This is a genomic window from Thalassospira sp. MIT1004, assembly GCF_001858545.1.
Taxonomy (GTDB): domain Bacteria; phylum Pseudomonadota; class Alphaproteobacteria; order Rhodospirillales; family Thalassospiraceae; genus Thalassospira; species Thalassospira xiamenensis.
In genome coordinates, this window is record NZ_MCAO01000047.1 from 173,662 (window position 1) to 199,292 (window position 25,631).

At 54.5% G+C, this 25,631-nt stretch carries 27 protein-coding genes and 2 tRNA genes; 15 read left to right on the forward strand and 14 right to left on the reverse strand.

Annotation, left to right across the window (positions count from 1 at the left end):
* The first annotated feature begins 2 nt into the window (after positions 1–2).
* Positions 3–1,361 carry a hypothetical protein gene (locus BC440_RS21925; RefSeq protein ID WP_071241396.1) on the forward strand — a complete coding sequence of 453 codons (1,359 nt, stop codon included), beginning with the start codon at positions 3–5 and terminating at the stop codon, positions 1,359–1,361.
* An 89-nt stretch (positions 1,362–1,450) separates the two neighbouring features.
* Here the strand turns inward: BC440_RS21925 and BC440_RS21930 are convergent, their stop codons facing one another.
* Complete coding sequence (locus BC440_RS21930; RefSeq protein ID WP_071241397.1) at positions 1,451–2,311, reverse strand: GNAT family N-acetyltransferase; 861 nt, start codon at positions 2,309–2,311, stop codon at positions 1,451–1,453.
* Positions 2,312–2,698: 387 nt separating this feature from the next.
* On the opposite strand from BC440_RS21930, the gene BC440_RS21940 reads away from it, so the two are divergent.
* Complete coding sequence (locus BC440_RS21940; RefSeq protein WP_071241399.1) at positions 2,699–3,862, forward strand: alpha-hydroxy acid oxidase; 1,164 nt, start codon at positions 2,699–2,701, stop codon at positions 3,860–3,862.
* A 177-nt stretch (positions 3,863–4,039) separates the two neighbouring features.
* Here the strand turns inward: BC440_RS21940 and rpsI are convergent, their stop codons facing one another.
* The 6 genes from rpsI to BC440_RS21970 form a co-directional block, all read right to left on the reverse strand.
* Complete coding sequence (gene rpsI / locus BC440_RS21945; RefSeq protein WP_007091635.1) at positions 4,040–4,525, reverse strand: 30S ribosomal protein S9; 486 nt, start codon at positions 4,523–4,525, stop codon at positions 4,040–4,042.
* Positions 4,525–4,992: a 50S ribosomal protein L13 gene (gene rplM, locus BC440_RS21950; RefSeq protein WP_007091636.1), complete on the reverse strand. Its 468-nt coding sequence runs from the start codon at positions 4,990–4,992 to the stop codon at positions 4,525–4,527. The genes rpsI and rplM overlap by 1 nt, the downstream gene beginning before the upstream one ends.
* 160 nt (positions 4,993–5,152) lie before the next feature.
* The gene (locus tag BC440_RS21955) at positions 5,153–5,611 is read right to left on the reverse strand and encodes a PaaI family thioesterase (protein WP_071241400.1); all 459 of its coding nucleotides are present in this window, start codon (positions 5,609–5,611) and stop codon (positions 5,153–5,155) included.
* A 157-nt stretch (positions 5,612–5,768) separates the two neighbouring features.
* Positions 5,769–6,302 carry a hypothetical protein gene (locus tag BC440_RS21960; RefSeq protein WP_139192174.1) on the reverse strand — a complete coding sequence of 178 codons (534 nt, stop codon included), beginning with the start codon at positions 6,300–6,302 and terminating at the stop codon, positions 5,769–5,771.
* 29 nt (positions 6,303–6,331) lie between these two features.
* Entirely contained in the window at positions 6,332–6,619 is a 288-nt protein-coding gene (locus BC440_RS21965; protein WP_071241402.1) for a hypothetical protein, read from the reverse strand.
* A 258-nt stretch (positions 6,620–6,877) separates the two neighbouring features.
* Entirely contained in the window at positions 6,878–7,780 is a 903-nt protein-coding gene (locus BC440_RS21970; protein WP_071241403.1) for a hypothetical protein, read from the reverse strand.
* 155 nt (positions 7,781–7,935) lie between these two features.
* Between BC440_RS21970 and BC440_RS21975 the strand changes: the two genes are divergently transcribed.
* Both BC440_RS21975 and BC440_RS21980 read left to right on the forward strand, forming a co-directional pair.
* Complete coding sequence (locus BC440_RS21975) at positions 7,936–8,745, forward strand: enoyl-CoA hydratase (protein ID WP_007091641.1); 810 nt, start codon at positions 7,936–7,938, stop codon at positions 8,743–8,745.
* A gap of 87 nt (positions 8,746–8,832) precedes the next feature.
* Complete coding sequence (locus BC440_RS21980) at positions 8,833–9,468, forward strand: LysE family translocator (RefSeq protein WP_071241404.1); 636 nt, start codon at positions 8,833–8,835, stop codon at positions 9,466–9,468.
* Here the strand turns inward: BC440_RS21980 and BC440_RS21985 are convergent.
* Positions 9,440–10,321 (reverse strand): protein-methionine-sulfoxide reductase heme-binding subunit MsrQ, encoded by an 882-nt coding sequence (locus BC440_RS21985; protein ID WP_071241405.1) that lies wholly within the window; start codon positions 10,319–10,321, stop codon positions 9,440–9,442. The two genes, BC440_RS21980 and BC440_RS21985, sit on opposite strands and share 29 nt — an antisense overlap.
* Before the next feature lie 207 nt (positions 10,322–10,528).
* Here BC440_RS21985 and BC440_RS21990 point away from each other — a divergent pair, with 207 nt between their 5' ends.
* Positions 10,529–10,972: a CoA-binding protein gene (locus BC440_RS21990; RefSeq protein ID WP_071241452.1), complete on the forward strand. Its 444-nt coding sequence runs from the start codon at positions 10,529–10,531 to the stop codon at positions 10,970–10,972.
* An 84-nt stretch (positions 10,973–11,056) separates the two neighbouring features.
* On the opposite strand, the gene BC440_RS21995 is transcribed toward BC440_RS21990, so the two are convergent.
* Positions 11,057–11,698: a hypothetical protein gene (locus BC440_RS21995; protein WP_007091645.1), complete on the reverse strand. Its 642-nt coding sequence runs from the start codon at positions 11,696–11,698 to the stop codon at positions 11,057–11,059.
* 173 nt (positions 11,699–11,871) lie between these two features.
* Positions 11,872–12,771 (reverse strand): OmpA family protein, encoded by a 900-nt coding sequence (locus BC440_RS22000; RefSeq protein WP_071241406.1) that lies wholly within the window; start codon positions 12,769–12,771, stop codon positions 11,872–11,874.
* Between the two features lie 244 nt (positions 12,772–13,015).
* Here BC440_RS22000 and BC440_RS22005 point away from each other — a divergent pair, with 244 nt between their 5' ends.
* The 3 genes from BC440_RS22005 (at position 13,016) to BC440_RS22015 (ending at position 15,162) form a co-directional block, all read left to right on the forward strand.
* The gene (locus tag BC440_RS22005) at positions 13,016–13,996 is read left to right on the forward strand and encodes a mechanosensitive ion channel domain-containing protein (protein WP_247643643.1); all 981 of its coding nucleotides are present in this window, start codon (positions 13,016–13,018) and stop codon (positions 13,994–13,996) included.
* A 165-nt stretch (positions 13,997–14,161) separates the two neighbouring features.
* Positions 14,162–14,743, forward strand: coding sequence for a DJ-1/PfpI family protein (locus BC440_RS22010; RefSeq protein WP_037987738.1), 582 nt, complete (start codon positions 14,162–14,164; stop codon positions 14,741–14,743).
* Between the two features lie 101 nt (positions 14,744–14,844).
* Positions 14,845–15,162: a ribbon-helix-helix domain-containing protein gene (locus tag BC440_RS22015; RefSeq protein WP_071241408.1), complete on the forward strand. Its 318-nt coding sequence runs from the start codon at positions 14,845–14,847 to the stop codon at positions 15,160–15,162.
* A gap of 38 nt (positions 15,163–15,200) precedes the next feature.
* Here the strand turns inward: BC440_RS22015 and BC440_RS22020 are convergent, their stop codons facing one another.
* From BC440_RS22020 to pyk, 3 genes are all read right to left on the reverse strand, one after another.
* On the reverse strand, positions 15,201–16,139 hold the full coding sequence (locus tag BC440_RS22020) for a hypothetical protein (protein WP_007091650.1): 939 nt from the start codon (positions 16,137–16,139) through the stop codon (positions 15,201–15,203).
* Positions 16,140–16,144: 5 nt separating this feature from the next.
* Entirely contained in the window at positions 16,145–17,611 is a 1,467-nt protein-coding gene (locus BC440_RS22025; RefSeq protein WP_071241409.1) for a DUF2336 domain-containing protein, read from the reverse strand.
* A 345-nt stretch (positions 17,612–17,956) separates the two neighbouring features.
* A complete protein-coding gene (gene pyk / locus BC440_RS22030; protein ID WP_007091652.1) occupies positions 17,957–19,381 on the reverse strand; it encodes a pyruvate kinase in 1,425 nt (474 codons plus the stop codon).
* Between the two features lie 310 nt (positions 19,382–19,691).
* Here pyk and BC440_RS22035 point away from each other — a divergent pair, with 310 nt between their 5' ends.
* The 3 genes from BC440_RS22035 (at position 19,692) to BC440_RS22045 (ending at position 21,508) form a co-directional block, all read left to right on the forward strand.
* On the forward strand, positions 19,692–20,186 hold the full coding sequence (locus BC440_RS22035; protein ID WP_037987742.1) for a dCMP deaminase family protein: 495 nt from the start codon (positions 19,692–19,694) through the stop codon (positions 20,184–20,186).
* A 279-nt stretch (positions 20,187–20,465) separates the two neighbouring features.
* Entirely contained in the window at positions 20,466–20,960 is a 495-nt protein-coding gene (locus BC440_RS22040; protein WP_037987743.1) for a response regulator, read from the forward strand.
* Entirely contained in the window at positions 20,960–21,508 is a 549-nt protein-coding gene (locus tag BC440_RS22045) for a hypothetical protein (RefSeq protein ID WP_007091655.1), read from the forward strand. The genes BC440_RS22040 and BC440_RS22045 overlap by 1 nt, the downstream gene beginning before the upstream one ends.
* A 67-nt stretch (positions 21,509–21,575) precedes the next feature.
* On the opposite strand, the gene BC440_RS22050 is transcribed toward BC440_RS22045, so the two are convergent.
* Positions 21,576–21,914 carry a hypothetical protein gene (locus BC440_RS22050; RefSeq protein ID WP_071241410.1) on the reverse strand — a complete coding sequence of 113 codons (339 nt, stop codon included), beginning with the start codon at positions 21,912–21,914 and terminating at the stop codon, positions 21,576–21,578.
* Between the two features lie 268 nt (positions 21,915–22,182).
* Here BC440_RS22050 and BC440_RS22055 point away from each other — a divergent pair.
* The 4 genes from BC440_RS22055 (at position 22,183) to BC440_RS22070 (ending at position 25,629) form a co-directional block, all read left to right on the forward strand.
* A tRNA-Asp gene (locus BC440_RS22055) sits at positions 22,183–22,259 on the forward strand.
* A gap of 332 nt (positions 22,260–22,591) precedes the next feature.
* Positions 22,592–22,668: transfer RNA gene (locus BC440_RS22060), tRNA-Asp, on the forward strand.
* Positions 22,669–22,956: 288 nt separating this feature from the next.
* On the forward strand, positions 22,957–24,546 hold the full coding sequence (locus BC440_RS22065; RefSeq protein ID WP_071241411.1) for an ABC transporter substrate-binding protein: 1,590 nt from the start codon (positions 22,957–22,959) through the stop codon (positions 24,544–24,546).
* A gap of 15 nt (positions 24,547–24,561) precedes the next feature.
* Positions 24,562–25,629, forward strand: coding sequence for an ABC transporter permease (locus BC440_RS22070; RefSeq protein WP_114094307.1), 1,068 nt, complete (start codon positions 24,562–24,564; stop codon positions 25,627–25,629).
* Positions 25,630–25,631: the final 2 nt, after the last annotated feature.

Below are 25,631 nucleotides of genomic sequence, written 5' to 3' on the forward strand. Positions count from 1 at the left end.
GAATGCACGGCCCAGCTAAAGAACAACTCGCAATCAAGATTGATGGTGTACTTCTACAAGCTATAGAAAAAAGTGAAGATTTAAACCAGCTATTCAATCTGGCCGAACATTACGGGAAGTTTCACTGGCTGAATACAACCAGTAGATGGGCATGTCCGGAGGTCGAAAGACACGTATTTCACAAAGTTTCCTCCGCAATCACGACGAACGGTAAAACAGTTACAAAGGGAGCGATAACCCATGTACTGTCCGAAGGGTACGACGTCGGTGGTCATACCCCCCTGTGTGTTAACCTCGCAAAAGAGCAAGCTCAGCGAGGCGAGCACGTACAACTTGCGATCACGCGAAATGTCACGCCGAATGTAGCATCAGATATCAAGCAGTCGGGTATTGCTACGCACATCTGCAGCGGCTCACACCTAGAGAAGCTCAATAGCCTGACGAACTTGTTTTTGCAGAGCAAGGCGGTCGTATTACACATCCATCCAGATGACATCGTCGCATGTTGCGCAGCAATATTTGCAGAACGCGAGGGGATACCGTGTCTGTTTGTAAACCATGCAGATATTCATTTCAGTTACGGGCCGTCTCAATGCTCTACCGTACTCGAAATCTCGGCAGGAAGTTGGTTATCAACGCAAGCATTCCGTCATCCCAAAAGCCAATCTTTTCTTGGAATTCCATGTACGGATCTGAATGTCAGTAATGAGCCAACTGAAGACAAAGTTACCGGCAACTACTTCATTACTGTCGGCGGCGCCCACAAATATCATCTGGATAATTCCACAATCTTCGTAGATTTCGTTGAAGAACTTTGTGGAAAACTTGATGAAAAACTTAAAATTATTGGAGTGGGTAACGCCACCCCCTTCAGTAAGCTGTCTGATAAGGCAAAAAGAAATTTGGAGATCCTCGGCACACAAACCAGGGATGCTACCATTCGTCAGATGAGGAATGCCAAGGCTTACATTGACAGCTTCCCCGAAGGCGGAGGAACGTCAGTTACCAATGCGATGCTTCTGTGTCTCCCGATCTTTGGGTGCAAAGCGAAGGGAGGCATGTTCGGCGACGACTACCTGTCCGCCTCAACAACAGAACTAATTGATCGAATACAACACTTTAGAAAAGACGGGCCGAACATAAAAAAGTTGCAGGAGCGAGCTGAGTTCATTCGTAAAACGTTTTCGCTAAAGACATGTGCGGACCGTCTTGAATCGACCATCGCGGGGGGGCGATTGCAAGTCCCCTTTGATTTTCAAGCTGATGAGATCGACCTCACTTTCTATCAAAAGCAATGGTTATCATCAGAACGCTTCTACGTTCCGCCGTTCATCAAAATCAATTCACCGAAGCAGCAATAGCAACCGAAACACTTTGGCATGTGTTTTAGTCCTAACATGCAAAGCTTACTTGATGCATTCCGAAGCAGGCTCGCTGAACACATCAATACTCACTTCAACAACGCCAACCGATACCGCCCGACCTTCTCAAACCCAAGCGCTTCATAGGCCTTCGCGGCCGGGTCACTATCGGTTGACAGAATAGCACGTTTAACGCCCCTCGCCCGCACAGCCAAAAGCGTTTTGGCAACAAGAATACGGGCATAACCGTTGGAGCGCTCCTCTGGCGGGGTCCAGACGGGGCCGACTTGCACCATGTCGGGCACGATCGCGTTGAAGCCTGAAAGCGACACGCTCTTGCCATCAACGATCAGGCCCCACATTGTTCTTGCATCAAGTGCATGGACAAGGCGCGAAGCAATTTTACTATCAAGGCTTGGTGTGTCTTCTGCCCCCAATGCCTCGATCTCGTAGGCGCGCAACCAGCGCAACAGGGTATTGCGGTCAATCTTTTCCGCATCGACCATCTGAAAATCGTCAGCGCGTGCATTTTGTGGCACGATCAAATTGCTGAGATCAAGCTCGTAAAGCACATCCGATACGTTGATCGCGTAGGCCGCGTCCTCAAGCCCCAACTGGCACAGCATATCCTGCGCTGCGTCGGCATCACCAAACACACCAGAAACCGGCTTGAGTGGATCGGCAATAAACGCCGCAGTCAACCCCTTGGGGATAGCCTTCTGATCGCCAACCTCAACAAACACCTTACCATTGCCAAACTGCGCGACAATCGCGCTGATGCCACCATCAGGGGCAACTTCCCCGAACCAGTTCCCAGAAAGCGGGTGACGACGTCGCTCGATACCGGCAGCTCGCAGGTTCCCGCGCAGCACCATGCAAGTCGCAGCATGTTTGGCAAGGAATGCGGTTGCGGCATCAAAATCGGTGTCGTGCAGCTTTCTGTACTGCATATCGGGGGTCCCTTTCTTTGGGCTTCAGGTAATTGCCAACCTTCCGAATTGGCATAAAAAAAGACCGCTCCATTAGCGGCCCTTCACATATCGCAAGGTAATCCAACAGAGGTTCAAACACTTATGTCTTGAAAGCTCGTCGCATTGTTCCAACCATTGGATGTCACCTTGAATTCAAAAAATGTCTCTTCGATGGATTGTTATTATCACAACCTTCCGAATTTTCGATCCTTCTTTTTAAAATTCTTTTCCGACCACAACATCACCCTGCTTCCGGAATACGGAAACAATTTGAGCCCTGCAAGAAGCTGATTTTCAATTCGGTTTGCGATAACCTCCGAAACTGGTATTACCATTACCGAGCGCATTTTATTCGGAGTTGACCTCATGCCAGTGATTACCTGCGTCGAAGACCTGAAACGTATCTATAAACGTCGCGCACCGCGCATGTTTTACGATTACGCAGAATCCGGAAGCTGGACCGAGCAAACATTCCGTGAAAACACCACCGACTTTCAGGATATTCACCTGCGTCAGCGGGTCGCAATCGACATGGCCGGGCGCTCGACCAAAAGCCGGATGATCGGTCAGGATGTCGCCATGCCTGTCGCCCTTGCCCCGGTGGGACTGACCGGCATGCAATGCGCAGACGGCGAAATCAAGGCTGCCCGCGCGGCGGAGAAGTTTGGTGTCCCGTACACATTGTCGACCATGTCGATCTGTTCGATCGAAGATGTTGCCGAGAACACCTCCAAGCCCTTCTGGTTGCAGGTTTATACGCTCAAGGACGATGACTTCATGAAGCGCCTGTTTGATCGGGCGAAGGCAGCCAAATGCTCTGCCGCGGTCATCACCGTGGACCTTCAGATGCTGGGCCAACGCCACAAGGATCTGAAGAACGGTCTGTCGGCCCCGCCCAAGTTGACCGTCAAATCCGTCGCCAACATGATGACAAAAGTACAGTGGGGGCTGGGCATGCTTGGCACCAAGCGCCGCTTCTTTGGGAACATCGTCGGCCATGCCAAGGGGGTTGGCGACCCCTCATCACTAAGCACCTGGACCGCCGAAGCGTTCGATGAATCACTTGATTGGGACCGTATTCGCGAGTTCCGCAAAATGTGGGATGGGCCCTTGATCATCAAGGGGATCATTGATCCGCGTGATGCCCTGGAAGCACTTAACGTTGGCGCAGATGCCATCATTGTTTCCAACCATGGCGGACGCCAGCTTGATGGCGCCCTGTCCTCAATCCGTGCATTGCCAGCCATCATGGATGCCGTCGGTGACAAGATCGAGGTCCATCTGGATAGCGGGATCCGTTCCGGTCAGGATGTGCTGAAAGCACTGGCACTGGGCGCCAAGGGCACCTATATCGGGCGCGCTTATGTTTATGGTCTGGGCGCAATGGGCGAAACCGGTGTGACCAAGGCGCTTGAGATCATTCACAAGGAACTTGAAGTTTCGATGGCGCTTTGCGGCCATACTGACGTGACCAAGGTGGATCGCGATATTCTGATGATCCCGCGCGATTTCTCGGATCGCTGGCAATAACGCGACCGAGACTATTCAGCCGTTAAACGCGAAACAAAAACGGTGCCCTTCACTGGTGAAGGCACCGTTTTTTTGTTCGCTTTTCCCACAGAAAAAAGCAAACCCGCAAAAAGAAAAAGCGCCACCAGAAGGTGGCGCTTTCCCGATAAAATCGCGAGCCTGATGCCCGAAAACGACTTAACGTTTCGAGAACTGGAAGCTACGACGTGCTTTGGCGCGACCGTATTTCTTACGTTCAACAGCACGGGAGTCACGGGTCAGGAAGCCACCTGCCTTGAGCGACGGACGCAGTGCCGGCTCGAACAGGGTCAGCGCGCGCGAGATACCGTGACGAACGGCACCGGCCTGACCGGAAAGACCACCACCGGTAACGGTGCAAACGACGTCGAACTGATCTTTACGATTGGCAACGCCGAACGGCTGGTTGATCACCATGCGCAGAACCGGACGTGCGAAGTAATCTTCGAATTCGCGGCCATTGACGGTGACTTTACCCGAGCCCGGCTTGATCCAGACGCGTGCAATTGCGTTCTTACGACGACCGGTTGCATAGGAACGGCCCTGTGCGTCGATCTTCGGTTCCGGCAGGGTGCCTTCTGCAGCAGCAGCTTCACCGCCCTGTGCCAGATCTTTGAGATCTTCAAGAGTTTTGGTGTCGGCCATTACTTAGCACTCCGCTTATTCTTGTCGTTCATTGCGGCAAGATCGAGAACTTCCGGCTTCTGTGCATCATGCGGATGCTCGGTACCGGCATAGACGTGCAGCTTGGAAAGAACCTGGCTGCGCAGCGGACCACGGGACATCATACGCTCGACAGCTTTGATGATCACACGTTCCGGATGCTCGCCATTCAGCAGCTTGTCCATGGTGCGTTCTTTGATGCCGCCCGGATAACCGGTGTGCCAGTAGAACTTCTTGTTCTGAAGTTTACGGCCGGTCAGTTTGACTTTTTCGGCATTGACGATGACGATGTGATCGCCACAATCCATGTGCGGGGTAAACATCGCTTTGTGTTTACCACGAAGACGGTTGGCAACAACGGCAGCAAGACGGCCGAGTACGACGTCTTCTGCGTCGACTACAAACCATTTGCGCTCGATGTCACTCGGTGTCGCAGTGAAGGTTTTCATAATTTAATACTCGAAAACTGGGTTCCACGGAGGGAATCGCCCCTCGTTGAAAGTCGGCGCAGTATGCCAGCATTAAACAGGAAAGCAACAGGAATATTTCGTTGAATTTCAACGACTTAAATCAATAGGTATTATTTTACCACACTGATTTTCATCATTTTCATACCGGTTTCGGCTCCGCCCCCTTTTCCGGCGGCATGGCATAGGTCCCGATGACATGTGCACAAAGTGCGCCATCAACAACTGAGCGGATATGGCATTCCGCAATCAGAAGACGCTTTCCGGCTTTGAGGATTTTCCCCTCTGCCAGCAAATCACCCGGCTTCGCCCCGGAAAGGAAATGCACCGTCGCCTCGGTCGTCACCGCCAGATCGGCCTTGGGTACCACAAGCCACGCCACCGCATAAAGCGCAATATCGGCCAATCCAAAGATTGCCGGGCCACAAATCACATTGCCCGGCCGGATATGCCGTTCATTGAACGGCAGACGTAACAGGGCACGCCCCCCCGAAAGTTCTTCGGTTCGTACGTTCATATCCCCGACGAACGGAACTTTCTCGCGCATGATCACATCAAAATCAGCAGGCGTTATGCCCGTGCGGGGTGGCATGGCTGTCATTGCGGGTTCCTCCCTGTCGCCACCCTTGCCTTTGGTGGCGCTGTTCCCTTTGCACACAGCCTGACATAACGTTTACGTTAACGTCAATATTTTCGAACCAGCCCCCTTGATGATCACAACCGGTGCCGCATAGAAACGCCCCCGAAAATCCCCTCTCCTACCCGCCAAGAATTGACGAAAGCTCGATCACCGTTATCCAGATCACGGCCAGAATCACAATGACCGTAATCAGGAAGGATCCGATATTGGGTAACCACTTTTCCACTCCACGCCGCTTCACGGCAGCCTCAGACAATGCAGTCGGCCTGAGCGCATTTGCATGAACAGGAATTTCTCGTGGATGCCCCGGCAAGGCTTCGGAAAACACAGCTGGCCGGGTTTGTGGGAGCTTGGAATGCATCGTGTCGTCACCATCTTGGGCAACGGAGCGGTACCCAAAGGGCGTCAGGATCGAAATGAAATCAGCAAACGGTTTAACGTCTTCGGATATCGTTTCGGTCGCTGCGATACTGGGATTTGTTTTTTTGGGCTGCTCCCCGCTTTCGCGTGGATCACTGTCGCGGGCATCCTGATCCGGGTTAGGATCAATCGGGTCCTGCACCCCCGACATATTACCATCTGACTGGGGATTATCCATGCCCTGCATGTGCGCCCGACGGCGAACACCGGCCGACACCAGACGCGCTGGCACCGCGCGATCCACCCCTGATATGCGTGCCATCATCGTGATAACAGAACAGCAAGTTCTGAATAGGTCGCGAGGATCACACTCGCAATTACGATACTGACAATCAGGGATGCACTGGCGCGCGGTAATTTTTTCCGCAACCAGTCATTCAGATCGAAATTGGAACTGATATCGGATGTGGGACGTTTAAATCTTGGCCTGACCGGACCACGCAGGATAACTGTGGGCTTGTCCACTTCATCGTTGGACGCCCAGTGATACCGGTTTTCCGGAAGGTAAACCGGGTGGCGGTCTTCCTGACCTTTTACGTCACTTTTCATGGCGACTACGGCGCTACCTCCGCCGTCTCCTGCAACAAGGGTTAATGTCACATTCCAGCAACCCTGCCTTAACCCGGCATACCTTGCCAGCCAATACAGGGCCCCCCTCGTCTTGCACTCTCCCCATTACGCATAATTACGAATCATAAAATCCCCTGTCACACGCTTCAGCGTGCAACACGGTATAATAGTCCCCACATTTAGGCAGGTTTGAGGCAAAGTTCAGAAATTGATATTCTATCCTGGATTGCCTTTACGCTATCCGCTGATCAATTTGCCAAGCTCGGTATAAACCAGTACCAGAACATAGCCGACAGCAATGGCTGCAACCATATATGCACCCAGCTTGGGCAGGACTTTATCAAGCGCCAAAGCATTTCTGCGTTCCGTTGCCTTTTTGTTAGCCCGGCGCTGCTTGGCGGCTTTCCTGCCGCCCACGCGTGCCGAATGCGCCGGCGATACAATACCGGCATTAAGTCGTCGGGCTTCTTCCTGACTAAGCCAGTTTGCACTGTTATCAGGCAGATCGATATTGCCAGATCCATTGCGCGATGTGGATTTCAGATCATCTACTCGACCGGCAATATCGTTATGCATATCCAGACCGGCTTGCGCCCCATCGCCCAGACTTTCCAGATATTCCTTATACGCACTTCCTGTCCCGTCATCCCCGCCCCGCGGGTCTTCCTGCGCGGCATTTGTCTGCGCCCCATTGGGCTGGGCCTGATACAGGGCTGCATTTCCGGCAAGGACGTGACGATTGGGTTTCGGCCTGTCGCCCGGTTTACCGGTACTGCGCAGATCATTTGCGGTAACCGGCTTTATCTTTTTCGGCGCGGCGGGTTTCGGTCCCGCCATTGCCGTCCCGGAAATATCACGCGCCATATCGGGATCAAGGGCGCTGACATCCGGGTTATCCGGATCCTTTTCCGGTCGGCGGGGCTGAAGGATTTCGGGAACGTCAAACCCGCGGCTTAACAACCGGGCGCGTGCCTCGGCGCGCTGACGCTCCATGTCCCAGTCTATGGCCTCCTTGCGGTCATAGCGTTTCATTTTCGTCTTGGCGACCGGCGAAACCGGCTGGCGCTTTTTAACGATTTCCTTGGTCGTGACAAAACGACCAGGAGCCCGCTGTGGTTTACGTTTTTCGTCGTCGGTCATTTCCCACTGCCCATAAACGGGACCGCCCCACAGGTCAGGATCATTATTGTGGTATTTTTGGTTTCCAACAAAACCGGGACGTGAAATTCTACAACGACAGTATATTGACGTAAAAGTAAAAAACATACAGTGCGCGCCATCACAGGGAGGCATAAATGACCAGAAACTCGCCCAACAGCCACACAGATGAAACCAGCCTTGTCCTGCGCAAAGACGAGGGTCCGGTCGCAACCCTGACCCTGAATGCCGCCAAAAGCCGCAATGCCCTTTCCGGGGCGATGATGGCGGCTCTGCACACGGCATTGGATCAGATCGCAGGCGATCCTGCCATTCGCTGTGTGATCCTTGCGGCAAACGGTCCGGCTTTTTGTGCCGGTCATGACCTTAAGGAAATGAACGGCATTTCCACCTGCGACGGCCATGCGGCCCTGTTTTCCCAATGCAGCGCGCTGATGATGCGGATTGTCACCCTGCCCCAGCCGGTGATCGCACGCGTTCATGCCGTGGCGACCGCGGCTGGTTGCCAACTGGTGGCAAGCTGCGATCTTGCCGTTGCCGGAACATTTGCAAAATTTGCCACACCCGGCGTCAATATCGGGCTGTTCTGTTCGACCCCGATGGTCGCACTCAGCCGCAATGTATCGCGCAAACATGCCATGCGCATGCTGTTGACCGGTGACCCGATTGATGCCCAAACCGCGTGGCAGATGGGACTGATTTCCGATGTCGTCGAAGATGACGACCTGATCACCGCAACTGACGACCTTGCCAAACGCATCGCATCACGTTCGGGCATGACGGTAAAACTGGGCAAGGAAGCATTCTATCGCCAGCTCGAAATGCCATTGTCCGACGCTTATGCCTATGCATCCGGGGTGATGACCGACAACATGCAAAAACACGATGCCCGCGAAGGGATCGGCGCATTCGTTGAAAAACGCCATCCGGAATGGCGACACGAATAGGCGCGATATCGCCCCTTACTTTGCCCTCGACTTCCCCCGTCGGCTCTGGCTTGATAATTGCCGAAAATCACCCGAAGGAGGGGAATGATGAATTTGGAAATCTGGCTTACCTTCGTTCTGGCCTGCTCAATCGTGCTGGCCATTCCCGGTCCGACCATCATGCTGGTGGTCAGCTATGCCCTTGGCAAGGGCCGCCAGACCGCATGGGCGACGGTTCCGGGTGTTGCGCTGGGCGACCTGACCGCGATGACGGTTTCGCTGGCCGGTGCCGGTGCGTTGCTGGCGGCATCGGCAAATGCGTTTACGGTGCTGAAATTATGCGGCGCGGGATATCTGATTTATCTTGGCATCAAGATGTGGCGCGAAAAACCGGGCGCACTGGAAGATAACCCGGATGCCAAACGCAACCGACCGTCACGCATGTTCCTGCAGGCCTATATCGTGACGGCCTTAAACCCCAAAGGCATCGTGTTCTTCATTGCCTTTGTGCCGCAATTCGTCAATGCCTCAATGCCCATATTGCCGCAATTCGTGATTATGATCGCGACCTTTGTCTCGCTGGCGGCGGTCAATGTTGCGATCTGGGCAATCATGGCCGGTGCCCTGCGCGAAAAATTCCGCAAACCGACCGCGATGTTGCGCCTGACCCGTGCAGGCGGTGCCGTCATGATCGGTGCGGGCCTTCTGACCGCCCTTACCCGCCGCGCGAACGCTGCGGTCTGACGAACAGGGTCGATGCGATCTGGCCCAGCCATTCACGGCCGATCGCATCACGCCCGAACAGGCTGATCACCGCGACACCCAATCCGCACAGCAACACATTCCATGCCGGTCGCAACGGCCACATGAAATCCAGATTGGCGACCAGAACGGCCGACGGCGGCACACCGGTCGCAAGCCCATACCACGCATATTCAATCCCTGCGGTTGCCAGCCCGGCCAGAACCGCGATTGAGACCAGAACGAACGGTGATCGCAGCGACCAGTCGCGCGCATGGGCCGCACGATACAGCATAAGTGCAACAAAAAATCCCGACATCAGGGTCGCTTCGCTGACATCGATCTTTGACTGCATAAAGAAATGCAGGGCCGCCAACACGCCAATGCCATAACTGATCTTGTGCAACCGGGTCCAGTTCCTGCCAAGCTTGCGCATGGCTGATTTGGTCGATGTCATCCCAAGAATGACAAGCCCCGTCAGCGCGACAAAGCCAATGGTCAGGTAAATCCGTACCAGAATTTCATTAGCCACGCGCAGCACATCCCATGACTGGCTCAGCGTATATAACAACAGATGGGTTAAGGCATATCCCAACGCCGCCAAACCAACCTGACGGCGAATTTGGACAAGCTTGCTGGCACGTGTAATCCGGCGAAGCGGCGTGATCAGAAGCGAGATCAGCAACATCCTGATCGCCCAATCGCCGCTTTCAAGGATCGCTTCCTTGACCGGAATGGTCGCCCCGCCTTCGGCAATCACCGGCCAGAGAATGAAACAGCCCGGCACAAGCAGCAGCACAAACACGGTCAGCTTAAAAACCGAAAATCTGCCGGACGGATCAAGCCATGGAAACATGCGGGATACCTTTGGTGTTTTGGGTAATGGGCAATATATCCTTACTCAACCCTGTTTCGTTCAATCCGTCAGTTAAATTTGCCATCAACTTTCTGCGAGCGTCGCGGCATCACATAATCCCGACGCCAGAAGATTGCAGCAGCAGATCAAAACCTTATGTATCATACAGACATAACGATGCCGCATCGCAAACCAAAGGCAGATGACATGAGCGATTTCAAAAATCCCGACGACAATGCCACGCAGGCATTGCTTGAACGTACCAAGACAATTGCGCTGGTCGGCGCCAGCCCGAAAGCCGAACGCCCGTCAAACGGTGTGATGAAGTTCCTTTTATCGCGCGGCTATCACGTCATTCCGGTCAATCCCGGTCAGGCCGGCGGTGAAATTCACGGCCAAAGGGTCTTTGCAACCCTTGCCGATATCAATGAGCCGGTCGATATGGTCGATATCTTCCGCAATAGCGAGGATGCCGGTGGTGTGATTGACGAGGCCATTGCGATTGGTGCCAAATCCGTTTGGATGCAGCTTGGCGTCATCAACATCAGTGGTGCCACCCGCGCGCAGGATGCCGGGCTTGATGTCGTGATGAACCGTTGCCCGGCAATCGAAATCCCCCGTCTTTTCGCTCCGGACTGGAAAGTCGCCTGACACGGCCCGCCGGACCGACGCCAAAAACACAAAAGGCACCGCGTAAATGGCGGTGCCTTTCATTTCATACCAAGCAGACCGAAATCAGCCGCGCCCGCACATTTTCATCAAATCGGGAACCAGCCCCTGATTGCCGATGAAATCCGGCTGCACGGCACTGGTCACCGTGTAGGTTGTCGTCGCTTCGTCCACCAGCGGGTCATAAAGTCCCGACGTTTCCATCACCAGCGACATCACGCCATCTGACTTGATCCGGAGCGCAGCAAAGCCATTGGCATATTCGGTACGGGCGCATTCCTTGCCAAGAATCTGGTCAAACTGCCCGACAAGCGCATAGCGCGGGTTTTCGATCAGATGATCACGTTTGGCAACAGCACCGGCAATCAGACCGGGACGCGGAATATATTTGCCAAAACGAACCTGTGACTGGACGATATAACCATCCGGGAAATAGACCGCGACGTCCTCGGCAAGAAGGATGCGATCACCGATGACCTGACCGGACCGCAAAAGTGCCTTGATCCGCTTGCCCGGAATTTCGCCCGAAAAGGCATTGAAACGAAGATACTTGCCGTCACCGCGCTCGGCGGCATAAAGCTTTTCAAATGGTACTGGTGGCGTTTTATCTGCAGCAGCCCCTGGTCGGGCAAAACTTCCGGCCATGATAACAACGGCCATCGCGCAGATACCGGCACCGCGCAATGAACGGCACAAATTTCTGATCATCTTCCCCCGTCTCTCCCTTTCGCGGCTCGGATACCCCGCAGACATTAGGTGTATTGCGTCCAATTTCAACCGTTATTCACAGGATAGATTCTGTATTTAATAGACTATCCATAAAAAACAACGGGGTGGCATCATGCCACCCCGTTGCCGAAGATTTGGTAAACGATCGCGGATTAGTCGATCGAGATGGTAACGCGACGGTTACGCGGTTCACGAACACCATCCGGAGTCGGGATAAGCAGATCGCTCTCGCCAACAGCTTCGCTGTCAACCATGTCGCCTTTAACACCACGTTTGGTCAGTTCGGACAGAGCCGAAGAAGCACGACGCTCCGACAGACCCTGGTTATACGAAGCCGAACCAGACGCATCGGTGTGACCAACAACGGTAACGTTGCTCATGCTCGAAGCCCACTGCTCGGCAGCGGCATCAAGGACACGCTCGGAAACCGGGGTGATCGCGGTGCTGTCAAAGTCGAAGAAGATGGTGAACAGGCGCGGTGCGGCTGCAACCGGTGCCGGTGCCATTTCTTTCGGCTCTTCTGCGCGCAATTCTGTCATTGCGGCTTCAAAATCTTTCCAGCACTGGCTGATCAGTTCGGTCTGCCAGCCTTCTTCGCTTTCTTCGATCCAGCAATCGAAACGAGCCTGCGCAATTGCGGCTGTATCCGGTTTTGCTTCACGCTTGCCATCGTCAAGAAGAGCGATCAGTTCATCACGAACGGCGCGCTTCTGTGCGATTTCTTCGGCGTCAAAACGCCAGTTGGCCGGATCTTCCGGAAGGATGGTTTCGTTTTCGGCGACCTTGCCTGCTTTCTTAGCAAAGAAGTCGGCGTCGAAGAAATCGTACCATTCATCGGCTTCGCGCTGTGCGTAAGCGATGTATTCGGCTTTAAGTGCCTTGCCAAACGCGGTGGTCGGCTCTGCACCGGTAACGGCACTGTTGACGGAGTTGCCATAAGTCAGCGGGTTACCACCGTACATGACGGCCGTACCCGAGTTGTCGACACTGCTACACGCGCTAAGAAGGGCGATGCCCCCGATAGCACAGATAAAAGACGGACGAAGCTGCATGTTTTTGCCCCTATAGTTCAGGTTGTTATTCAGTAACCTACAATATCACCAATGATGGTCATATTATGTCTCTAAACGACCGAAAATACGAAAAGTTCCATAACATTAGGTTCAGGTGGTATTTTGTGGTCACTTTTCAAGATCGCCTAAACCTGCGATGCTGAAGCATCATACGCTAGTATGTGGGCTTTAGACTACAACCCATGTTAGCAGCACATACATTATCTGAGCAAGTGAGGTTTAAATGATGGAAACAGATATGGCGACAATTGCCGAGATGCTGAAGGCATTTGCGCTGGGCTTCGGAATGGACCTGCTGGGTGCAGTTCTTATTCTGATTGTCGGCTGGTGGGTCGCTGGTCGCGCCTCCGCCCTGGTCCGCCATTCCCTGAAGAACGCAAAATTCGTCGACTCTACAATCAAGCCGCTTGCTGCAAGCATTGTGCGCTATCTGATACTGATCTTTGTTCTGATCGCGGTTCTGTCGAACTTCGGCGTCCAGACAGCAAGCATTATCGCCGTACTCGGTGCCGCCGGTCTTGCTATCGGTCTGGCCCTGCAAGGCACGCTTTCAAACATTGCCGCTGGCGTCATGATCCTTATCCTGCGCCCGATCAAAGTCGACGAATTTGTCGAAGCCGGTTCGGTTTCCGGGACCGTGGTCGAAATCACCCTGTTCACCACACTGTTTAAAACGCCGGACGGTATCTATGTGTCGGCCCCGAACTCGCAGATCTGGAACAGCTCGATCAAAAACTATTCGCGCAACCCGACCCGTCGTCTGGATATCAAGGTTGGTATTTCCTATGACGACGATGTCGATGCCGCACTCGACTTCCTCAAAAATCTGGTCGCAAGCGATCCGCGCGTTCTAAAGGACCCCGAACCCATGAGCTTCGTCGCCAACCTTGGCGAAAGCTCTGTCGATCTGACGGCACGCGGCTGGACCAATACGGCTGACTTCTGGGCCGCCTTCTGGGATCTTAGCCGACGCTCGAAAACCGAACTGGAAGCCGCCGGTTTCTCGATTCCCTTCCCGCAACGCGATCTTCATATCAAGGAAGGTGTCGAAACAGCATCAACAGCTGCTTCGGCCAAGGCTGCCCCTGCCAAGTCCGCCCCGGCGAAAAAGCCCGCAGCGCGCAGCACGGCGGCCAAACCGGCAACCAAGGCAGCCGCAGCCAAAAAGCCTGCCACCAGCAAATCAACAACAACCAAAAGCTGATTTGTCATAAAAATTTGATCTGCCAAAGGCGGCCCCATCCGGGCCGTCTTTTTTCGTTTCACGCAATCCGTTTCGCCCGTTTTCGCGCGTAGTAGCCCGCTGTTACCCGCTGATCCCCGCCATGATCTATAGTTTCAGGATCACAACAAACGGGAGGATAAAATAATGTCAGCGAAAAAAATCCTGATGCTGGTCGGCGACTATGCCGAAGATTACGAAACCATGGTTCCGTTCCAGACGCTGCTTGCCGTTGGCCATTCGGTTGACGCCGTCTGCCCCAACAAAAAAGCTGGTGATTCGATTGCGACCGCCATTCACGATTTCGAAGGCGATCAGACCTACAGCGAAAAGCGCGGGCACAATTTTGCGCTGAATGCCGATTTCGAAAAAGCCCGGGTGCAGGACTATGATGCCCTTCTGATCCCCGGCGGGCGCGCTCCGGAATATCTGCGCTTGAACGAGGATGTCATCCGTCTGGTTCGTGACTTTAACGATGCCGATAAACCGATTGCCGCGGTCTGCCACGGTGCGCAAATTCTTGCTGCGGCGGATATCCTCAAAGATCGCCGTGTATCTGCCTATCCGGCCTGCGCCCCCGAAGTACGCCTTGCCGGTGGGACTTATGCTGAAATCGCGATTGATGATGCCTGCATCGACGGTAATCTTGTCACCGCACCGGCATGGCCGGCACATCCGAAATGGCTGGCCGGTTTCCTGACCCTGCTTGGGACTGAAATCAGCCTCTAGAACAATCGGCGATTGCCTTTCGGCACGGTTTGCCGGACCATGACCCTGTAACCAGCCACCGACGTCCATCGTCGGTGGCAAAAACAGGAGAGGTCGTCATCATGTGTCAGATCTATTCCGGCACCAATCCCGAACTTTATCAGTCCGTCAGTCGATCTTTGCGCATCAATGGCGTTGTAACCAGTGTCCGTCTTGAACAGCGATTCTGGCAGATCCTTGATGAAATCGCCGCGGGCGAGGGCTTCAGCACCCCGCAATTTCTTGGCAAACTGCATGATGAAGTTGTCAGCCAGCGCGGCGATATTCCCAATTTCGCATCGCTTCTGCGTGTCGTCTGTACGGTTTATCTGGAACATCAGGCAGGCCTGGCCACGCAGCCCCCGGAAACGACAAAACCCGCCAGTCGTCTGGCGGGCTGAACAGTCATTTCCGGGTGTTGCAGCACGTCTGGCTTAAATCAGTTCAGCCAGGATGAAATTTCACGTGAACTGAACCCGCCACTGGCCATCATCGACGGAACGCTTTGCCGTTTCAGGGTTGGCTGCTGGGGCTTGATGATCGCATTGCGGCTTTGAAGCCCTGCTGCGGCACCGTAATCAAGTGACGAACCGCCAAACCAGTTTTTCGATGTTTCCGGTGCTTCTGGCGTGGTCTTTTCCCGCGCCTTGCTTTCGTAGATCCAGCGCAGTTCCTGTTTCAGGGTCTGGTATTCCGGCGTATCCGGCGCAGAGTTAACCTCGTTAACAATCTGCAGCTTGACCATCTGCGGAAATTTATCAAGCCGCTCCAGAAGCATGAATTTAACACTTGGGCGCACGGCGTCGGAACGCATCAGCTTCATCACCAGACGACGATAGATATCAATCCGCAGATTGCCATGCGATGCCAGTTCGATGAATTCCTCGACAAATTCGCGCGCGGCCATCTTGCCATCCAGAAGCGCGCGCAAATTGCCCGCCATCGCCCGGCGATAGGCTTCGCGAATTTCGACAACATGGTTGCTTGCGCGGTTGCGCACCAACTGGAACGCTTCCGGGCTGAACGCATTCCGCGACAGAAGCTTGGCACAATCGGCCACCAGTTCATGCTTGGTTGCTTCTGACACCACTTCAAAAACGCCGGTAATAAGTTCCTTGCACTTGGCGTGCGGTCCCATACGGATCGCGGCGGCCAATGCCATCGGGCTTTCCGGATCCTTGGTTGCAATCACCGCAAGTGCCAGCGGATCATCATACTGCATCAATGCCAGATCATTGCTCAGCAAATGCTCCGGCATCAGAAGCCGCTGCTGCGCCCCTGCCCCGGTAACGGTCAGCGGTTCGCCACTGCGATAATTATCTTTGATGGAAAGGGCATATTTCAACCCGTCATAGGAGATTCCGAGATCCTTGCGCATCCCGTTTACTCTCCCTTCGGCCCCTGGGGTCGTTCATCCGGCAAGCGGCGTGTACGACCAGACTTTTCGGAACCGTGCGGCGATGCCGCAGCCGTCGTACCCGCCGCACGACCACGCGGTCCGGAAGGCTGAAGCTCGTTAAAGAAATCGATATACCAGTCCATATCCGTCGATGCCATGGCATAACGGCCCCCCGCCGCCGGGCGCTCGATACTGTCTTCGGGGATCGCAGCGCTCATCTGAAGGACAACCGCCGACGGGGCGCTCATACCCGCGCGCCAGGCCAGGGCGGTAATGGCGCGCGCACTTCCCGAATCAAGGATTTTGGAAACGATTGCAGCAGGCATCTGCGCATAATGCGCAAGGCTCTGAACCACCAGCGCGTCTTCGTTACGCGACAACGCATCAAGAATGTAATGATCAATGGTGACCGGCTCGACCGGTCCGCCCTGCTCGCCCGCATCGTCATGCATCACATCGTCAAACTCATGTTCCACCGGAACCGGTGCCGTGCGGCTTACAATGCGACTCTCGAACTTTGCTTTTTCAATACGCTGGCGCACTGATTGGCGCATGGCCCGTGCCACTTCGGCCCGCATGCGACCGCGTTCGACCAGCGTGTCGAACAACGATGCCAGAATGAAATGCGCCACACGGCGCTGCGCCTGACGGGAAATCTTGTTGCGACCATCCGCCATTTCATCATGTGGTGTCTTGCTGGCGGCTTCTTTCCTGCTGCCGAATTTCGGGGTCAGGGCCACCACATTGCGCGGCGCGTCATCCGATGACAGCAACCGGTTAAGCAACCCGCCCTTTTCCGAACGATCCCGTGCCAGACGTGCCTGCGCCGCCGCCTCCTGTTCGGCTTCCAGCTTCTCGGCGGCTGTTTGCACAAACTCGCCGCGCCCACGCAGAATATCAAGGAAATCGGCATCGCTTAAAAGTTCGACATATTCGCCAAGCGACACCCGGCCAATCGCCGCAATATCCTGACGCAAACGCATCGCGGCCTGGCGTGTCATATAAGGTGTATGGCTCAGTTCCTGCTCGATCAGAGCAATGACCTGCGGGCGATAACAATCGGCCATATTGCCGATCGCCGTTACGAATTCCTCGACCATATCAAGGCGTTCGGACGGGCTAAGATCATTCAGATGACGGCGCAGGCGGCGCGCAACATCCATGCGGACGTCGCTGTCAAAATCCGGCTGGCCGTCCTCATCTTCGTCATCATCGGCAAGGTCGGCCGACAGGCGCGCGGCATAATCAAGGCCACTTTGCGCCAGTTGACCATCGGAATCTTTTTTACGCGGGATACGGGTGGCACGCGAATTTGCCTGTTCGGTCGCGCCAAACTCGTCAGGCGCGATGCTCCGGACCGTTTCCGCCAGATCACGAAGTTTCGCCGCCGACTTGTCGTCAAGCGCGCCGTCATCCTTCGATTTCTGCCGATTGAACATCCAGTTCAGCATTATCGCAGTAATTCCCCTGTCCCCTGCCTTTCGGCAAATCGGCGTCAACCCCTTGCAACGCCAACATTTTTTATCTGGCCTTGGATCGCTTATAGCAAAGCAATCCACCCCAAACAACAATACAAGAGCCAAAAACCTTTTAAACTCATGGTCATGACCGCTTCTCGGAAATACCAAGGATACAGGTCAGAACACTTTGACTATCACGGCAAACACTCAAAAAAACATTAACAATACAAACCACTATCCGGCGGTATGGCCGGTATTTCAAACATCGCGAAACTCTCGCACAAAAAAACGGGCGGCTTGTTGCCGCCCGTCTCGTTTCGTCACGCAATAGTCTGATCAGTTTTTCGCGGACAACCACGCAATGCGCAGGATATTGGTCGCCCCCGGGGTCCCAAACGGGACACCTGCGGTAATCACCAGCGAATCCCCAGCCGCCGCAAACTCTTCACGTTTGGCCACCTCGCAGGCAATGCCGACCATCTCGGCAAAGTTGGTCGCATCACGGGTAAAGACCGCATGCACGCCCCAGCACAACGTCATCCGGCGTGCCGTCTGGATTTTCGGCGTCAGTCCAAGGATGGGAACTTCCGGGCGTTCACGCGCCGCACGAAGCGACGTTGAACCCGACGTGGTATAAGTCACGACCGCCTTGGCACCAATCGTTCCGGCAACCTGACGGGCCGCAGCACTGATCGCATCCGGCGCATTATGCTCGGGATCCGGACGGTTGGCATCGCGCAGACGATAATAAAGCTCGTCCTGCTCCACCCGGATCATGATCCGGTCCATGATGCTGACGGTTTCAATCGGATATTTGCCCACCGCACTCTCGGCTGACAGCATCACCGCATCGGCACCGTCATAAATGGCGGTCGCAACGTCGGATGCTTCGGCACGGGTCGGGGCCGGGTTGCTGACCATCGAATCCAGCATCTGGGTCGCAACAATCACCGGCTTGCCAGCTTCGCGGCACGCCTTGATGATGCGTTTCTGCAGGATCGGAACATCTTCCGGCGGGCATTCAACACCCAGATCACCACGTGCGACCATGATGATGTCCGAAAGTGCCACGATTTCATCAAGATGCTCAATCGCCTGCGGCTTTTCCAGTTTGGAAACGATTGCCGCACGACCATTGATGATCTTGCGCGCCTCGGCAACGTCTTCGGGACGCTGGACGAATGAAAGTGCGACGAAATCAACGCCCATCTCAAGACCGTAATCCAGATCAATACGATCCTTGTCGGTCAGGGGCGACATCGGCAGCATCACGTCGGGCAGGTTAACGCCCTTGCGGTTCGACAGCGGCCCACCGGTAATAACGGTGCACTCGGCTGATTTGCTATCGCATTTTTCCACCCGCATACGCAGCTTGCCATCGTCAAGCAACAGGTTCGCACCGGGCTTGAGTGCGGCAAAAACTTCGGGATGGGGCAATGAAACGCGGGTTTTATCCCCCGGCTTCTTGTCCATATCGAAATGGAAGGTCGCACCGGCTTCAAGTTCGATCTTTTCGTCGGCAAAGGTACCGCAGCGGATCTTTGGCCCCTGCAAATCCATCAGCACGCCAATCGGACGGCCAAGCTTGGCCTCGACTTCACGGATTGTTTCAAAACGCGCCTGATGCTCTGCATGTTCACCATGCGAGAAATTCAGCCGGAATACATCAACACCCGCCCTTACGATCTTTTCCAGAGTTTCCGGATGAGAGCTCGCTGGCCCCAGGGTTGCGATGATCTTCGCCTTACGTTGTCGGCGCATCGGCTCTTACCTCTTGTTTTTTGGTTTCCATTGGGTCTCTCCGCTTCGGCCATAGCTTCCCGGCGAGGCGTCGAGACGTCCTGATTTTTCTCTGGGGGTATCCCCTTAATAGTCAATCAAGCCCTGTTTGAACAGGGACTTTTCGCTAAATGCCTTTACAAAAATGTGATTTTTCTCTGGACAATTACAAGCAGGCACTCCTTTAAAGAAGCAGTGCAGCAATCAATTGCTGGCAGGCGGCCCTGCCCGGCAATCGCTTTTGATAACCGCACATTTACAACCGTGCGCGAACACATCGGGGATCGGACAAATGAGCAAATGGCATCATCGCTTCCTGGGACTGGCATCCCATATTGCCGAATGGTCAAAAGACCGTAGCACCCAGGTCGGCGCGGTTGTCATTGGCCCGAAAAAAGAAATTCGCGCCGTTGGCTATAACGGGTTTCCCCGCGGTGTCGATGACAATGTCGAAAGCCGCCATCAACGCCCGGAAAAATACGCCTATACCGAACATGCCGAACGCAATGCGATCTATAATGCCAGCTACACCGGCACATCGCTTGACGGCTGCGCGCTTTATGTCACCCATTTCCCCTGCTGTGACTGCGCGCGCGCCATCATTCAGGCTGGCATCGCCGAAGTATTTGTCGATAAAAGCAAACTGACCCCCGATTTTCTCGAACGCTGGCAACAGGACATGACCATCTCGACCGAAATGTTTGGCGAGGCGGGCGTGGCCGTTCAGGTCATTGACGAAGAAGGCACAACCGAACCCCTGCCCGACACCGTTCCCGATCATTCCTGATCTTGCCCTTTTAATTTTGCAGACCCGCCCAATATAGGGTGATCTGTGGGATCATGAGCATGAACAAAAAGAACGCAAACGTCGTTTGTTCAATATCTGCACAAGGTTAGGCGTCAGTATTTGTCAGAATTCCAAGCTGACAAAACGCCGCTTTAGCCTTGCTGCTAATCAGACAAAGGTATAAGCAATTAGGATCACGCTAGTACGATCATCACGCGAAAAAAGGCCCTGACCAGAACAAGGACCGGGACCGTGACGACGCACAGGATAAAAGGCCGAATGAGCGCAAAGATCGATTTCAGTAAAATCAGTTTTCTGGTCGTCGATGGCGACAAGATTTCGGCCCAGGTAGTTTTCGATACACTTTCGTATCTTGGTGCGACAGCCGTACAGCGTGTCCGCTCCCCGAACGATGCGTTCGATGTTCTCCGGACCCAGCAGATTGATATCATCGTCACCGAATGGCGTCTGCGCGGGATGGATGGCCTTGAATTCCTTGATGTTCTCAGGAATTCGGTCAATTCGCCCAACCGGTTCATTCCGGTAATCATGTTGACAGCACATTCGGAGCAGCGATACGTCACCACTGCGCGTGACCTTGGCATCACGGAATTTCTTGCCAAACCGTTCAATGCCAAGGCACTTTATAGCAGACTGGTATCGGTCATCACCCGTCCGCGGCATTTCGTCAATACCGGCACCTATTTCGGGCCGGATCGCCGCCGCAGACAGGTCGCCTTCGACGGCCCCGACAGACGGAGCCCCGATGATTAATGACCCATTTTGACTGGGGGACCGGAGCAATCGTGACGCCCGAAAAGAAAAAGAAAAAAGCCCAGATCATTCCGCCTCAGACGGATCTGAAGCGACGTACGGTCAATTTCGTCAAGGGCTTTGACATCAATCTATCCCCTCAACAGCTCGACGAACTTGAGCAGGTCGTCCAGCGCAGCACGGAAACCTTTGTTCGCGATATAGGAAAGGACCTTGCCGACTGCCGCAAACTGGTCGTTGCCGCCATCAGCGATAATTCAAAGGCATCAACCGCGCTGGAAAACAGTGCCGACCTTGCCTATTCGGTGAAGGCACTGGGTGGAACATTCCAGTATCCGCTGATGACACAGATCGCAAAGTCACTTGAAATCTTTGTCGCAGACCGGACCACCGCCAACATGAAGCAGCTTCTTGTCATTCAGCTTCATATTGATTCTCTTTACGTCATTCTGGCAAGCCGCGTGACAGGGTTTGGCACCACCGTCGAACAGGCAACCGTTGCCGCACTGACCAAGCTTGCCGAACGCTACGAACTGCCACGCGAATAGCCTGCCAGCAAACCAGCCATCAAAGGCCTTTGCCCGCATCGGACAGGGATACTGGCGATGCATGCCATCACCGTGCGTTCCCGTTCACAGCGAAAAGCATGATCTGTCCCGCCGCGTCACCCTCATTGTCATCAATGGCATGCTCCATGCGCGCCTCGATCCGCTCCAGTCGCTCGGTAATTTCGGGCAGCTGATCCATGATCCATTGACGGACTTCGTCACTCCCCCCGGCCAAGGCGGCGTTCTGCCCACTCCACAGCAAAATCAGGCTGCGCACGATCCGCAGATCGCACGTCACGCCGCCTCTGGGGCGGATTGCAGACGATATCGCGTTTGATCTCGTCGCAAGATCGGCTTTTAACCCGGCATCTATATCATCAAGCACGGCAAGGATCGTGTTCCCCATGAAGCCCCCGCTTCGGTTATTCCCTGTCAGGGCCCCGCACCCTGTTTTTGAATCATCCCAAACTTTTACATCTGCTTAGCGACCTGTACTTTGATCAGCATCAAACAGGTCCCGGAAACGATCTTCAGCAGATATCCATCACCTCAAGGATATATTTTGCACGACACAAAACGCGCCATGGTGGCGACAGCCAAAAAAGTATCGAACACGATCAAAAAAGGTCTTGCGCCCCCTCGGACCTGCTGTTAGAAACCGCGCCACACACCGAGCGGGTGTAGCTCAGTTGGTTAGAGCGCCGGCCTGTCACGCCGGAGGCCGCGGGTTCAAGTCCCGTCACTCGCGCCACTTTCCGCCTGATGGAAAGTTCAAAAAAGACGCCACGGTTCGCCGTTGGCGTTTTTTTGTTTCTCATCCCCTTTTTCGTATTGGACTGACATGCCGACGAGCGACGTGGCGTCCATCGCTCATACGCAACACGTCGAAAAAACAGGCAGGTCGATTTTCCCATTCCGTGCTGCGCGAAAACGGCGCGACCACACGACCGCCAAAGCATTTCGTCTCCCGGTTTTCAACGCATTTGCAAAGCCCCCTTTACCCTGACCAATCAAGGCTTCATTTTTTTGAAAAAAAGCCCTTGCCAGACCGAACCACCCCTTATATAAACCGCGCCACACCAAGCGGGTGTAGCTCAGTTGGTTAGAGCGCCGGCCTGTCACGCCGGAGGCCGCGGGTTCAAGTCCCGTCACTCGCGCCACTCTTTTTAAAGAGTACGGAAAGTCGCTTTCACAGCGGCTTTTTTTGTGCCTGAAATCAGGCCCCCTCCCATCTCCTGCCCCTCACCAACCAGACCATCACAACCCAAACGTGAACAGGCAAGATACCACACAATATCTTGCGTGCTTTTTAGGCATTCCTGACCGTCTGGTCATTGATTAATCGTATAATTTATGCTTCGCTCTACAGGTTCTAGTCGAAGATCCTACAGGTCGCCCCACACAGAATGACCTGTTGATCCAACAAGCAACAAAACGGGAGGCGCAAAATGCGCAAACTGATCGCAGGGCTGGTTCTGGGAACCGCACTGGCTACCGCACCAATGGCCGCCCAGGCCGAAACCCCTAAAAATGCCCTCGTCATGGCATTTGCCATCGACGACCTCATCACACTCGATCCGGCCGGGATGTTCGAATTTACCGCCTTGGAATATGCTGGCAACACATATGACCGCCTGATTGGCTTTGATAATGACGACGTCTCGAAAATTTATGGTGTCGTCGCCGAAAGCTGGGACGTCTCCGAAGACGGCCTGACCTTTACCTTCAAGATTCGCGACGGCATCAAATTCGCATCGGGCAACGACCTGACCGCCGAAGACGCCGCTTTCTCGCTGCAACGTGTCGTCCTGATGGATCAGTCCCCGGCCTTCATTCTCGGCCAGTTCGGCTTTACCGCCGATAACGTCAAGGACAGGATTCACGCGACCGACGCAAACACGCTGGTCATGGAAGTCGATAAGCCCTATGCGCCTAGCTTCGTGCTGTACTGCCTGACCTCGGGCGTGGGCGCTGTTGTCGACAAGGAACTCGTCCTTGAACATGAAAAGGACGGCGACCTGGGCGCAGAATGGATGAAAACCAACTATGCCGGTTCCGGTCCGTTTGTCCTGAACAAATGGACCCCGGGCGAGAGCCTTAGCCTGACGGCGAACGAGGAATACTGGGACGGCGCACCAGCAATGAAGCGCGTCATCATTCGCAACGTCAAGGAAGCCGCTTCCCAGCAGCTCCTGTTGCAGAAAGGTGATATCGATATTGCGCGTAACCTCGAAGCCGATCAGCTTGCCTCGGTCAAGGGTGACGAAAACATCAAGCTGCTGTCCAAAGGCAAAGGCGCACTCTGGTATCTTGGCCTGTCACAGAAAAACGAATTCCTGTCCAAACCGGAAGTTCGCGAAGCGCTTAAATATCTCGTCGATTATGATGGCATTACCGAAACCATCATGGCGGGCCGCGCCCAGACCCATCAGGCATTCCTGCCCGAAGGTTTCCTTGGCGCCTATAACGAAAACCCCTACTCGCTTGACATCGAAAAAGCCAAGTCGCTGCTTGCCGACGCTGGCCTTGCCGATGGCTTCAAGGTGACCATGGATACGCGCAACACCACGGCAGTGATGTCGATGGCGCAGTCGATCCAGGCGACCTGGGCACAGGCAGGTATCAATCTGGAAATCATTCCGGGTGATAACAAACAGACCCTGACCAAATACCGCGCCCGCCAGCACGATATCTATATCGGTCGCTGGGGCCCGGATTATCAGGATCCGCACACCAACGCCTCCACCTTCGCGTGGAACCCCGACAATTCCGACGATGCATCGGCCAAGCCGCTTGCATGGCGTAACTCCTGGAACCCGGGTGACATGACCGCCGAGGTCGACAAGGCCATTCTTGAACGTGACGGCGAAAAACGTGCAGCAATGTATGTGGACCTTCAGAAAAAGGTTCTCGAAAGCGGTCCGTTCGTAATCATGTTCCAGGAAACCGAAATCGCCGCGATGCGGGACAATGTGAACAATTTCGTCCTCGGTCCGTCGTTCGATAACAACTATTATCGTTTTGTCACCAAGGACTAGGGAGGCAACGGTCGGATGACCGCAGCTACGCGAAAATCACGGGACGGGCGCACACGCGCCCGTCTCTTTTCCAGCACGGGCGCAAGCCTTGTGCGTATTGCTTCATCGCTCGCCATAACCTTTTTCGGGCTTTTGCTGGTCACCTTCCTGATCGGGCGCGTTTTGCCAATCGATCCGGTACTGGCCGCTGTCGGCGATCATGCCTCCGAACAGGTCTATGAGCGCGTCAAAGAAGAAATGGGCCTGAACCTGCCGCTTTGGCAGCAGTTCTTTGTCTATATCAGCAATGTTGTTCAGGGTGATTTCGGAACATCCGTTCTGACATCAAACCCGGTCCTCGAAGACATCAAACGCGTCTTCCCCGCCACATTGGAACTGGCCACCCTTGCCACCGTCATCGGTGTTTTCCTTGGCGTTCCGGCCGGTGTTTTTGCCGCGATCAACAAGGGAAAATGGCCCGACCATATCGTGCGCATCATCGGGCTTGCCGGGTATTCGATGCCGATCTTCTGGCTGGGCCTGATGGGGCTTCTGGTGTTTTACCTGAAACTCGACTGGGTTGCGGGTCCGGGCCGACTGGATGCCTTCTATGTCGATTTCATCGAACCGACCACCGGTCTGATGCTGGTCGATACCCTGATCGAAGGCGACATGGACCTGTTCTGGAATGCGGTGTCGCATATCATTCTGCCGGCTTCGATCCTTGCCTATTTCTCGCTGGCCTATATTGCACGCATGACCCGCTCTTTCATGCTGGAACAGCTCAGTCAGGAATACATCCTGACCGCACGGGTAAAGGGCATTTCCGAAACCCGCATCATCTGGCGTCATGCCCTTGGCAACGTAATGGTGCCCCTCGTCACCGTGATTGCGCTGTCCTACGCCAACCTGCTCGAAGGATCGGTTCTGACCGAAATCATCTTTGCCTGGCCGGGACTGGGTCTTTACATCACAAATTCGCTGCTCAATGCCGATATGAACGCGGTTCTGGGCGGTACCGTCGTCGTGGGTGCGGTGTTCATCGGGGTCAATATGCTGTCCGATGTGCTCTATCGCCTGCTTGACCCGCGCGCACGGAGATAGGT